We start from the raw sequence: 11776 nt of genomic DNA, 5'->3' as shown, positions 1-11776 counted from the left end.
GGGTCAGACATTCGATATCACGCCCCTTGGCCACCAGGTCTTCCGGGTAGTCGGCGTGGCTGACCGGCTCGACGCCCTGGGTGATGATCGGCCCTTCATCCAGGTCATCATTGATGTAGTGGGCGGTGGCACCGACCAGCTTGACGCCCTTGTCGTAGGCCTGGTGGTAGGGCTTGGCGCCCTTGAAGCCGGGCAGCAGGGAGTGGTGGATATTGATCGCCCGGCCGCTGAGCTTGGTGCAGAGGTCGCTGGAGAGCACCTGCATATAGCGCGCCAGGATCACCAGTTCGGCGCCGCTGGACTCGATCACCTCCCACACCTGAGCCTCCTGCTCGGCCTTGGTCTCGGCGGTGATGGGGAAGTGGTGATAGGGAATGTCGTGCCACTCGGCCAGGGGCGCCAGATCCGGGTGGTTGGAGACGATGGCGCGAATCTCGATGGGCAGCTGCCCGGTGCGGTAGCGGTAGAGCAGGTCGTTCAGGCAGTGGTCGGCCTTGGAGACCATGATCACCACCGGCATGCGGGTACCCGGCGGGGTCAACTCGAAGGCCATGCCGAACTCGCCGGCGCGCTCGGCGAAGGCGGCCTGGAAGGCCTCGGCGGAGAAGTCGTCGTCCAGGGGGCGGAATTCAGTACGGATGAAGAACCGCTCGCTGAGCCGATCATCGAAGGAGTGCTGCTCGGTGATATAGCAGCGGTTCTCCTTGAGGAAGCGGGTGACCACGTCCACGGTGCCCAGACGGCTGGGGCACTGGGCGGCCAGGATCCAGGTGGAAGCTGCTTGGCTCATAATGGGTGCCTCACTCAAAAAAACAGGGGGCCGTTGCCGGCCCCCCTGAAGATGGCCGAGCCGGGAGCCTGGTGCGCCCTGCCCCCGACCTTGATCATTGCGTTCAGCGTACCACGCCGATGGCGTACTCCTCGCCGGCGTCGAGCAGCCAGCGATAACAGTAGTCGGCGAAGCTGCGACGCACCACCAGTTCCCAGCGCTCCTCGGAGGGGCGGCGGACGATGGCGGTGGCCTTGGCGAAGACCGTGGTCACGCCCCGGCCCACCGGGAAGTGACTGGGGTGGACGTCGTAGATCACCGTCTTCATCAGCAGCTCACGGGCCGCCTCGCCTTCCAGTTCCAGCAGGGTCTGGCCGCCGCTGACGTCGCTGATGGCGTAGTGGGCGTCGCCCAGGCGCTCGCGCAGCCGGGTCTCCAGCTCGAACTCCTCGCCGCCGGGGACGATCACCAGCCACTCGTCCGGGGAGAGCCACTGGATCGAGCGCTCGCCGCGCTCGTCCTGGACCAGCCCCTGGGGCTCGCCGGGCAGGCCCAGGCCCAGCACCTCGCGCACCGCCTCGTCGAGGACGATGGCGCCGCCGCGCAGCACCAGCTGGCCCAGCAGGGCCCGCTCGCGCAGGGTGACGCGGCTCTCGGGGCCGGCCGCCGGCGCCCCACTGCGGCGGTAGCTGTAGGCCAGCGGCGACTCCACCGGGATGGCGCTATCGGTACGGGTATCGAAGGTAGCCGCGTTAGACATTCTGGCGCTCTCCCTTGGGGTCGTAGAAGATCGGGCTGACGATTTTGGCTTCATGGGTCTGGCCATCCGCCATGGGCAGGTAGACGGTCTCGCCCATCTTCTGGTGGCCACCCTTGACCACCGCCAGGGCGAAGCCGGAGTCCAGGGTCGGGCTGTAGTAGCTGGAGGTCACGTGCCCGGCCATCGGCATGGGGATGGCGTGCTTGGGATCGAAGACGATCTGCGCGCCCTCCTCCAGCACCACCTTGGGGTCCTTGGGCTTGAGGCCCACCAGTTGCTTGCGGTTCTCGCGCTTGGTGTCGGACCGGGTCAGGGCCCGCTTGCCGATCCACGAGAACGGCTTGTCGTAGCCCACGCACCACTGCATCCCCAGGTCTTCCGGGGTCACCGAGCCATCGGTGTCCTGGCCGACGATGATAAAGCCCTTCTCGGCGCGCAGGACGTGCATGGTCTCGGTGCCGTAGGGGGTCAGGCCGTACTTCTCGCCGTGCTTGAACAGGGTCTGCCAGACATGCATGGCGTAGTTGGCCTGGACGTTGATCTCGAAGGTCAGCTCGCCGGTGAAGGAGATGCGATAGACCCGCGCCGGCACGCCCGCCACCTTGCCGGCCCGCCACTCCATAAATTTGAAGCTTTCTTTATCCAAATCTATGTCAGTTATTTCCGCCAGCAGCTTGCGCGCCTCGGGGCCGGTGATGGTCATGGTGGCCCAGTGGTCGGTCACCGAGCTGAAGTAGACATCCAGCTCCGGCCACTCGGTCTGGTGCCACAGCTCCAGCCACTCGAGGATCGCCGCGGCGCCGCCGGTAGTGGTGGTCATCAGGAAGTGGTTGTCGGCCAGGCAGCTGGTCACGCCGTCGTCGGTGACCATGCCGTCGTCCTTGCACATCAGGCCGTAGCGGCACTTGCCGACCGCCAGCTTCTCCCACTTGTTGGTGTAGACGCGGGCCAGGAATTCCCGGGCGTCGGGGCCCTGGATATCGATCTTGCCCAGGGTCGAGGCGTCGAGGATGCCGACCTTCTCGCGCACCGCACTGCACTCCCGAGCCACCGCCTCGTGCAGGGTCTCGACCTTGCCGTTGACGGTCTGCGGGTAGTACCAGGGGCGCTTCCACTGGCCCACGTCCTCGAACTCGGCGCCGTGCTCCACGTGCCACTGATGCAGGGCGGTGTAGCGCTCCGGATCGAAGAGGTCGCGGCAGTGACGGCCGACGATGGCACCGAAGGTCACCGGGGTGTAGTTGGGACGGAACACCGTGGTGCCCACCTCGGGGATGGGGCGACCCAGGCAGCGGGCGGCGATGGCCATGCCATTGATGTTGCCCAGCTTGCCCTGGTCGGTGCCGAAGCCCATGGCGGTGTAGCGCTTGACGTGCTCGATGGACTCGAAGCCCTCGCGGGTGGCCAGCTCGATGCCCGCCGCGGTGACGTCGTTCTGCAGGTCGACGAACTGCTTGGGCGCGCGCAGGGTCGGCTTCTCGTGGGGCACCTGGAAGAGCGGCGCCGCCGGGCCCTGCTTGAGGGCCTTGACCTGGGGCAGGCTCACCGCCGGGGCGGCATGGCCGGTGACGGCGGCGGCCTTGATGCCGGCCTCCACGCCCTCGGCGAGCACCTCGCCCAGGGCATAGGTGCCGTTGGCCCCGCCGCAGGCGTGGACGCCCTTCACCAGGCTCGGCACGAAGCCGAGAATATCGTCGCGCCAGGTGGGCCGGGCACCGGTGTGGGACGCCAGGTGAATCACCGGGCTATAGCCGCCGGAGCTGGCGATGGTGTCGCAGGCCAGTTCCTGGGCCGGGCCGCTGACCTGGAAGGCGTCGATATCGATCTTGGCGACCCGCGCCGCGCTGACGCGGCTCCCGCCCTTGGCCTCGATCACGGCGCTGCCGGTGATGATCTTGATGCCCTGGGCGCGGGCGGCTTCCACCCAGTCGCCGGCCGGAGACTGGCGGGCATCGACGATGGCCACCACCTCGCGACCCGCCTCCTTCCAGTCGAGGGCGGCGCGATAGCCGTAGTCGTTGCTGGTGGTGAGCACCAGCTTGTGGCCCGGCGCCACGCCATAGCGGCGAATATAGGTGGAGACGGCGCCGGCCAGCATATTGCCCGGCACATCGTTGCCGGCGTAGACCAGCGGCCGCTCGTGGGCGCCGGTGGCCAGGATCACCTGGCCGGCACGCACCCGGTGCATGCGGGCGCGCACCTGACGGCGTCCCTTCACCAGGGGGGCGGTCTCGCCGAGGTGCTCGGTGCGCCGCTCGTGCAGGGTGACGAAGTGATGATCGTGGTAGCCGTTGGCGGTGGTACGCGGCAACAGGGTGACGTTGTCGTACCCGGCCAGCTCCTTGACGACCTGAGCCACCCACTGGTCCGCGGGCTTGCCATCCAGGGTCTCGCGGCTATCCAGCAGCGAGCCGCCCATCTCTTCCTGCTCGTCGGCGACGATCACCCGCGCACTGCTGCGCGCGGCGGCCAGGGCCGCGGCCAGGCCGGCGGCACCGCCCCCTACCACCAGGACATCGCAGTGCTGGTGCAGGTGGTCGTAGGTGTCCGGATCGGCTTCCATGGGGCTGCGCCCCAGGCCGGCGGCCTTGCGGATGTACCTCTCGTAGGTCATCCACAGCGAGGCCGGGGCCATGAAGGTCTTGTAGTAGAAGCCCGGGGGCATGAACTTGCCACCCAGCTTGCCGAACAGGCCCATCAGGTCGCGCTGCACATTGGGCCAGCCGTTGGTGCTGCGGGCGGTCAGGCCGGCGAACAGCGCCTGCTGGGTGGCCCGCACGTTGGGCACCTGGGCCGCCTCGGTGCTACCCAGCTGAACGATGGCATTGGGCTCCTCGGCGCCGGCGGCGACGATGCCCCGGGGCCGCGAGTACTTGAAGCTGCGGTTGACGATATCCACGCCATTGGCGAGCAGCGCCGAGGCCAGGGTGTCCCCCGGGTGGCCCTGGTAGCTCTGGCCATTGAAGGTGAAGCTCAGGGTGCGGGAGCGATCGATCCGACCGCCCTTGGCCAGGCGGTGCACTTGTTTCTTGGACTGGCTCATGCGCGCACTCCTTCTTGACGGCTGGCCGCCACGGCCTCGCGGGGCTGGCCCTGGGCATCGGCGGTGATCGACGGCTGCTCGCCCATCTTGTAGGTCTCGAGGATCTCGTAGGTCACGGTGTGACGCGTGACATTGAAGAACTTGCGGCACCCCACCGCATGCACCCACAGCTCGTGGTGCACGCCCCGGGGGTTGTCACGGAAGAACAGGTAGTCGCCCCACGCCTCGTCGCTGCACGCCTCGGGGTCCTTGGGTCGCTCGATATGCGCCTGGCCCTTGGGGTGAAACTCCTCTTCCTCGCGGTGTTCGCCGCAGTAGGGGCAGTAGATATAGAACATGGCGAATTCTCCTTAGTGGGCCACGCCGGCGGCGCCGTGCTCGTCGATCAGGGCCCCGCTGTGGAAGCGGAACATGGAGAAGGGCTCGGCGATGGGGTGCATCTCGCCCTTGGCCAGGCTGGCGGCGAACACATGACCCGAGCCCGGGGTGGCCTTGAAGCCCCCGGTACCCCAGCCACAGTTGAAGAACAGGCCCTTCACCGGGGTCTTGGAGAGGATCGGGCAGGCGTCCGGGCAGGTGTCGACGATGCCGCCCCACTGGCGGTTCATACGCACCCGGGAGAAGATCGGGAACATCTCGACGATGGCCTGCAGGGTGTGCTCCACGGTGGGGTAGCTGCCGCGCTGGCCATAGCCGTTGTAGCCGTCGATGCCGGCGCCGATCACCAGGTCGCCCTTGTCGGACTGGCTCACATAGCCATGCACGTGGTTGGACATCACCACGGTGTCGAGGATCGGCTTGATCGGCTCGGAGACCAGGGCCTGCAGCGGATGCGACTCCAGCGGCAACTTGAAGCCGGCCATTTTGGCCAGTACCCCGGAGTTACCGGCGGCCACGCAGCCCACGGTCTTGGCTTCGATATCGCCGCGGTTGGTGTGCACGCCATAGATCTGGCCGTCGCGGATCTTGAAGCCGGTGACCTCGGTCTGCTGGAGGATATCCACGCCCAGGGCGTCGGCGCCGCGGGCATAGCCCCAGGCCACGGCGTCGTGGCGGGCCACGCCGGCGCGAGGCTGCCAGGAGGCGCCCAGTACCGGGTAGCGGGCATTCTTGGAGCAGTCCATGATCGGCACCAGCTCCTGCACGCCCTTGGCGTCCAGCACCTCGCCGTCGATGCCGTTCAGGCGGTTGGCATTGACCCGGCGCTGGATATCGCGCATGTCCTGCAGGGTGTGGCCCAGGTTGAGCACGCCCCGCTGGGAGAACATGACGTTGTAGTTCAGGTCCTGGGAGAGCCCCTCCCACAGCTTCATGGCATGCTCGTAGAGGGCCGCCGCCTCGTCCCACAGGTAGTTGGAACGCACGATGGTGGTGTTGCGCGCGGTATTCCCGCCGCCCAGCCAGCCCTTCTCGATCACCGCCACGTTGGTGACGCCGAACTCCTTGGCCAGGTAGTAGGCGGTCGCCAGGCCGTGGCCGCCGCCGCCGACGATGATCACGTCGTACTGTTTCTTCGGCGTGGGGTTGCGCCACTGGCGCTGCCAGTTCTCGTGGTGGCTCAGCGCGTGCTTGACCAGCCCGAAGCCAGAATAGCGTTGCATAGGGGTCTCCTCAGTTCGGCCTCGCCGGGCGGCGCCCGGCGGCCGGTTCAAGCGATGGTTTCAACGGCGGTTTCGGCGACGGCCGCGCCATAGACCGGATGCCGGGCACACACCTCGGCGACCTTGGCCTGCACCTCGGCCTCCACGGCGGCGGTGTCGCCGCCCTCGGCCAGGGCATCCAGGATGTCGCAGATCCAGCCGGCCAGCTCGGTGCACTCGGCGGCATCGAAGCCGCGGGCGGTGACCGCCGGGGTGCCGAGGCGCAGGCCGGAGGTCACGAAGGGGCTCTGCGGGTCGTTGGGCACCGAGTTCTTGTTGACGGTGATATGGGCGCGCCCCAGGGCGGCGTCCGCGTCCTTGCCGGTGACGCCCTGCTTGATCAGCGAGACCAGGAAGAGGTGGTCGTCGGTGCCGCCGGAGACCACGTCATAGCCGCGCTCGATAAAGACCTCGGCCATGGCCTGGGCATTACGGATCACCTGCTGCTGGTAGCGCACGAAGTCCTGGCTCATGGCCTCCTTGAAGGCCACCGCCTTGGCGGCGATCACGTGCATCAGCGGGCCGCCCTGCTGGCCCGGGAAGACCGCGCCGTTGAGCTTCTTGTGGAGCGCCTCGTCGCCGTGGGCGGAGAGGATCAGGCCGCCACGGGGGCCACGCAGGGTCTTGTGAGTGGTAGTGGTGACCACATGGGCGTGGGGCAGCGGGCTCGGGTAGAGGCCGGCGGCGACGAGCCCCGCGACGTGGGCCATGTCGACCATCAGGTAGGCGCCCACCTCGTCGGCGATGGTGCGGAAACGACGCCAGTCGACCACCCGGGAGTAGGCGGAGAAGCCGGCGATGATCATCTTCGGCTGATGCTCGCGGGCCAGGCGCTCGACTTCCTCGTAGTCGATCTCGCCGGTCTCCGGGTTGAGGCCGTACTGCACGGCGTTGTAGTGCTTGCCGGAGAAGTTCGGCGCGGCGCCGTGGGTCAGGTGACCGCCGTGGGCCAGGCTCATGCCCAGCACGGTGTCGCCGGGCTGGACCAGCGCCATAAAGACGGCGGCGTTGGCCTGGGCCCCGGAGTGGGGCTGGACGTTGGCGTAGTCGGCGCCGAACAGGTCGCAGGCCCGCTCGATGGCCAACGCCTCGACCTTGTCGACGAACTCGCAGCCACCGTAGTAGCGCTTGCCCGGATAGCCCTCGGCATACTTGTTGGTGAGCTGGGAGCCCTGGGCTTCCATCACCGCGCGGCTGGTGTAGTTCTCCGACGCGATCAGCTCGATATGGGCCTCCTGACGGGCCACTTCTTCGGCGATGGCCGCGGCCAGGGGGGTGTCGTATTGCGCCAGGCTCTCGTTGCGCAGGGTCATGTCGGCCTCCAGAGATTGTTGTGGTTTGCGGCGATGGTATCCCTGGGCCTGGGGGCCAAGATGCTTGGCGACGTCACGACCCGGTGCGTTTGCGACACGGGTGTCGCGACTGACAAACTTTTTCCCGAAGGCCGGAGTCGCGTGAAATCGTTTGCCCTCTAAGCATCCGATTCACGACAATGGCCGTCCCCTGACCGCCAGCGAGGAGCGCCCATGCTTGTCGAACTCTTTGCCGTGATGGCGCCGGTCTTTATCGGCGCCAGCCTGGGCTTCCTGTGGGTGCGCCTGGGCCACCCCTACCCGGTGGAGTTCGTCACCAAGCTGGTCTTCAATATCGGCACCCCGGCGCTGATCCTCGCCTCCCTCTCCGGGGCCGAGGTGGATGCCGGAAGCTTCGGCCTGACCATGCTCGGCACCCTGCTGGTGCTCACCACCATGGGCCTGGCCAGCTTCCTGGTGGCACCGCTGCTCGGCAAACCCTGGCGGGTGGTAATCTCGCCGATGATGTACCCCAACACCGGCAACATGGGCCTGCCGGTGGTGCTCTACGCCTTCGGCAGCGCCGGCTTCGCCTTCGGCATCGCGGTGATGGTCACCGTCTCCCTGGTGCAGTTCACCTTCGGCACCGTCATGGCCAGCCAAGGCAATCCGCTGCGCACCCTGGCCCGCACCCCCACCGTCTATGCCATCGTCATCGCCCTGGCGATCCTGCTCACCGACACCGACCTGCCACTATGGCTCGACAATACCCTGGAGCTGATCTCCGGCTTCACGGTGCCGCTGATGCTGATCACCCTGGGGGTCTCGCTGGCCAGCATCCAGGTCAAGAGCCTGCGTTCCGGGGTCGGCTTCAGCCTGATCCGCACCCTGGCGGCGGCGACGCTCGCCTACCTGGTGGGGTGGCTGCTGGGGCTGCCGCCCCTGGCCCACGGCATCCTGGTGCTGCAGATGAGCATGCCGATCGCCGTCTTCAACTACCTCTTCGCCCAGCGCGCCGGCCGCGAGCCCGCCTATGTGGCCAGCCTGGTGTTCTGCTCCACCCTGCTGGCCTTCCTCTATCTGCCGCTGCTGCTGGCCCTGCTAAAAGGCCTGCTGCCGTCGGGCTGACGTAGATCAAGCGGGTCGAGCCGGGCGCCGTGCTACCTTGAGAAGGCCAAGTGTCGGCGGCCCGGAACCAGCCTGCCCATGCCCACCCAGGAACGGATCCTCTTCGAAACGCGGGGCCTGACCCGCAGCTACGCCCTGGGGGAGGTCACCATCCAGGCCCTGCGGGGCGTCGACCTGCGTCTCTATCACGGCGAGCTGGTGGTGCTGCTGGGCGCCTCGGGCTCCGGCAAGTCGACCCTGCTCAATATTCTCGGCGGCCTGGATACCCCCACCAGCGGCAGCGTGCGCTACGCCGGCCGCGAGCTAAGCCGGGCCGGCGCCCGCGCCCTGACCCGCTATCGCCGCGACGAGGTGGGCTTCGTCTTCCAGTTCTACAACCTGATCTCGAGCCTCACCGCCCGGGAGAACGTGGCCCTGGTCACCGAGATCAGCGTCGACCCCATGCCCCCGGAGGAGGCCCTGGCCCGGGTCGGCCTGGAAGCGCGCCTGGATCACTTCCCCGCCCAGCTTTCCGGCGGCGAGCAGCAGCGGGTGGCCATCGCCCGGGCCATCGCCAAGCGTCCCCGGGTGCTGCTCTGCGACGAGCCCACCGGGGCCCTGGACTCCGCCACCGGCATTCGCGTGCTGGAGGTTCTGGCGCGCCTCAACCGGGAGCTGGGCAGCCTGGTGGCGATCATCACCCACAACGCGGTGATCGGCGAGATGGCCGACCGGGTGATCCGTCTCAAGGATGGCCGGGTCGAAGCGATCCAGCACAACGACCGCCGGCGACCGGCGGCGGAGCTGCACTGGTGAGGGCCCTGCAACGCAAGCTGCTGCGCGAGCTGTGGCGCCTCAAGGGCCAGGGGCTGGCCATCGCCGCGGTGGTGGCCAGCGCGGTGATCACCCTGGTGGTGGCGGTCACCACCCTGGACGCCCTGCAGCGCGCCCAGGCCGACTTCTACGCCAGCCACCGCTTCGCCGAGCTCTTCGTCGACCTCAAGCGGGCGCCCCTCAGCCTGGTGGCGCGGCTGGAGACCCTGGACGGCGTCAACCACCTCGCGCCGCGCATCCGCGTACCGGTGCGCCTCACCCTGGCTGGCGTCGAGGCGCCGATTCGCGGCCAACTGCTGTCGCTGCCCGACGGCCGGCAGCCCGAACTTAACCGCCTGTATCTGGTGGCCGGGCGGCTGCCGGCGCGGGATGACCAGGTGGTGGTCAGCGACGCCTTCGCCGAGGCCCATGGCCTGGCCCCCGGCGATGGACTGGGGGCGATCATCGAGGGGCGCCAGACCCGCCTGACCCTGAGCGGCATCGCCCGAAGCCCTGACGTCCTCTACCAGGTCGCCCCCACCGACCTGATGCCGGACTACGAGCGCTACGCCATCCTGTGGATGAACCAGCGCCCCCTGGGGCGGGCCGCCGGCCTGGAGGGCGCCTTCAACCAGCTCGGCGTGACCCTCCAGGCGGGCGCCATCGAGGGCGAGGTAATCGCCGCCCTGGACGCCCTGCTCGGCCGCTACGGCAGCACCGGCACCCAGACCCGCCACGACCAGCAGTCCCACCGCTTCCTCGAGGAGGAGCTGGCCCAGCAGCGCGCCCAGGCGTGGCTGCTGCCGACGCTCTTCCTGCTGGTGGCGGCCTTCCTGCTGCATGTGGTGATCGGCCGGGTGATCGAGACCCAGCGGGAGTCCCTGGCGGTGCTCAAGGCCTTCGGCTACGGCAACGCCACCCTGGCCTGGCACTTCGCCCAGCTGGCCATCGCCATCGTCAGCCTGGGCTGGGCGCTCGGGGCGGGCCTGGGCGCCTGGGGCGCCGCCGCCCTGGGCGGCCTCTATGCCGAGTATTTTCGCTTCCCGGCCCTGCCCTTCCGGGTGCCCCTGTGGGTGCTGGGGCTCTCGCTCGGGGTGGTGCTGCTGGCGGCCCTGAGCGGCGCGGCCCAGGCCGTGTGGCGGGCGGTGCGCCGGCCCCCCGCCGAGGCCATGCGACCGCCGGCGCCGCAGCGTTTCCGGCGCACCTGGCCGGAGGCCCTGCCCCTGGGGCTGGGCCAGGAGGGGCGCATGGTGCTGCGCCACCTGGGGCGCCACCCCGCCAAGGCGAGCCTCTCGGTGCTGGGCATCGCCCTCTCGGCGGGGTTGCTGGTGATGGGGGCCTATCAGGCCCGCGCCATCGATACCATGCTCGATCTCCAGTATCGCCAGGTACTGCGCATGGACCTGGAGCTGACCTTCGCCGAGGCCAGCTCCCCCCGGGCCCTGGGGGAGCTGCGCCAGCTGCCCGGGGTGCGGGCGGTGGAGCCCTTCCGCCGGGTGCCGGTGACCCTGCAGCGGGCGCATCGCCGTTACCGCACCAGCCTGCTGGGACTCGAGCCGGAGCCGGCGCTGCGCCGGTTGATCGATGCCCGGGGCCGGGCCCAGCCATTGCCCGAGGAGGGCCTGCTGCTGACCCGCTTCCTGGCCGACTGGCTGGGGGTGGCACCCGGCGAGATGCTGGAGGTGGCGATCATGGAGGGGCGCCGGGCGCGCCTCGAGCTGCCCCTGGCCGGGGTGGTGGACGAACCCATCGGGGTCGGCGCCTACCTGCGCCGCGACGCCCTGGCCCGGGCCCTGGGCGAGGGGCCGGCGCTGAGCGGCGCCTGGCTGCTGATCGACAGCGCCGCCGAGGCGCCGCTGATCGAGGCCCTCAACGAACGCCCCCGAATCGCCGCCATCGGCCTGCTGGGGGAGGCCGAGTCCCATATCCGCGACTATATCGACGAGACCCTGGGCACCTTCGCGCTGATCTTCGTGACCCTGGCCGCCTCCATCGCCATCGGCGTCATCTACAACAACGCCCGTATCACCTTCGCCGAGCGGGCCCGGGAACTGGCCACCCTGCGGGTGCTGGGCTATGGCCGCCTCGCCGTGGCCCGCCTGCTGCTGGCCGAGATGGCCCTGCTCACCGCCCTGGCCCTGCCCCTGGGCTGGGCCATCGGCGCCGGCTTCGCCTGGCTGCTGGGCCAGGCCTTCAGCAACGACCTCTTCCGCCTGCCCTTCCGGCCGAGCCCCGGCCCCTTCGCCTTCGCTACCCTGATCGTATGCCTCGCCTCCCTGGCGGTGGCGGCCCTGACCCTGCGCCGCCTGGCCCGCTTCGACACCCTCAGCGTGCTCAAGGCCCCGGAATAAG

At 68.9% G+C, this 11776-nt stretch carries 9 protein-coding genes; 3 read left to right on the top strand and 6 right to left on the bottom strand.

The window, feature by feature from the left end; genetic code table 11:
- The 6 genes from HPA02_RS02820 to glyA all read right to left on the bottom strand — a co-directional run.
- A partial coding sequence (locus HPA02_RS02820) for a formyltetrahydrofolate deformylase (protein ID WP_146801556.1) occupies positions 1-790 on the bottom strand: 790 nt, incomplete at its 3' end.
- A 103-nt stretch (positions 791-893) separates the two neighbouring features.
- Positions 894-1529: a sarcosine oxidase subunit gamma gene (locus HPA02_RS02815; RefSeq protein ID WP_146801555.1), complete on the bottom strand. Its 636-nt coding sequence runs from the start codon at positions 1527-1529 to the stop codon at positions 894-896.
- Entirely contained in the window at positions 1522-4572 is a 3051-nt protein-coding gene (locus HPA02_RS02810) for a sarcosine oxidase subunit alpha family protein (RefSeq protein ID WP_146801554.1), read from the bottom strand. The genes HPA02_RS02815 and HPA02_RS02810 overlap by 8 nt, the downstream gene beginning before the upstream one ends.
- Positions 4569-4910, bottom strand: coding sequence for a sarcosine oxidase subunit delta (locus tag HPA02_RS02805; protein WP_146801553.1), 342 nt, complete (start codon positions 4908-4910; stop codon positions 4569-4571). The genes HPA02_RS02810 and HPA02_RS02805 overlap by 4 nt, the downstream gene beginning before the upstream one ends.
- A gap of 12 nt (positions 4911-4922) precedes the next feature.
- Complete coding sequence (locus tag HPA02_RS02800) at positions 4923-6173, bottom strand: sarcosine oxidase subunit beta family protein (protein ID WP_146801552.1); 1251 nt, start codon at positions 6171-6173, stop codon at positions 4923-4925.
- Between the two features lie 47 nt (positions 6174-6220).
- On the bottom strand, positions 6221-7525 hold the full coding sequence (glyA, locus tag HPA02_RS02795; RefSeq protein WP_146801551.1) for a serine hydroxymethyltransferase: 1305 nt from the start codon (positions 7523-7525) through the stop codon (positions 6221-6223).
- A 213-nt stretch (positions 7526-7738) separates the two neighbouring features.
- On the opposite strand from glyA, the gene HPA02_RS02790 reads away from it, so the two are divergent.
- The 3 genes from HPA02_RS02790 (at position 7739) to HPA02_RS02780 (ending at position 11775) form a co-directional block, all read left to right on the top strand.
- Positions 7739-8632, top strand: coding sequence for an AEC family transporter (locus tag HPA02_RS02790; protein ID WP_146801550.1), 894 nt, complete (start codon positions 7739-7741; stop codon positions 8630-8632).
- Positions 8633-8710: 78 nt separating this feature from the next.
- The gene (locus HPA02_RS02785) at positions 8711-9427 is read left to right on the top strand and encodes an ABC transporter ATP-binding protein (protein WP_146801549.1); all 717 of its coding nucleotides are present in this window, start codon (positions 8711-8713) and stop codon (positions 9425-9427) included.
- Entirely contained in the window at positions 9424-11775 is a 2352-nt protein-coding gene (locus tag HPA02_RS02780; protein WP_146801548.1) for an ABC transporter permease, read from the top strand. The genes HPA02_RS02785 and HPA02_RS02780 overlap by 4 nt, the downstream gene beginning before the upstream one ends.
- Position 11776: the final 1 nt, after the last annotated feature.

The sequence above is a fragment of the Bisbaumannia pacifica genome (assembly GCF_007989625.1).
GTDB classification, from domain to species: domain Bacteria; phylum Pseudomonadota; class Gammaproteobacteria; order Pseudomonadales; family Halomonadaceae; genus Bisbaumannia; species Bisbaumannia pacifica.
The sequence above is the reverse complement of the archived record's forward strand: the minus strand, read 5'-3'. Positions and strand labels throughout refer to the sequence as shown.

Excerpts from the sequence above, each read along its gene's own strand:
- HPA02_RS02815 (WP_146801555.1), bottom strand. The coding sequence starts at position 1,529 with ATGTCTAACGCGGCTACCTTCGATACCCGTACCGATAGCGCCATCCCG.
- HPA02_RS02810 (WP_146801554.1), bottom strand. The coding sequence starts at position 4,572 with ATGAGCCAGTCCAAGAAACAAGTGCACCGCCTGGCCAAGGGCGGTCGG.
- HPA02_RS02805 (WP_146801553.1), bottom strand. The coding sequence starts at position 4,910 with ATGTTCTATATCTACTGCCCCTACTGCGGCGAACACCGCGAGGAAGAG.
- HPA02_RS02800 (WP_146801552.1), bottom strand. The coding sequence starts at position 6,173 with ATGCAACGCTATTCTGGCTTCGGGCTGGTCAAGCACGCGCTGAGCCAC.
- glyA (WP_146801551.1), bottom strand. The coding sequence starts at position 7,525 with ATGACCCTGCGCAACGAGAGCCTGGCGCAATACGACACCCCCCTGGCC.
- HPA02_RS02790 (WP_146801550.1), top strand. The coding sequence starts at position 7,739 with ATGCTTGTCGAACTCTTTGCCGTGATGGCGCCGGTCTTTATCGGCGCC.
- HPA02_RS02785 (WP_146801549.1), top strand. The coding sequence starts at position 8,711 with ATGCCCACCCAGGAACGGATCCTCTTCGAAACGCGGGGCCTGACCCGC.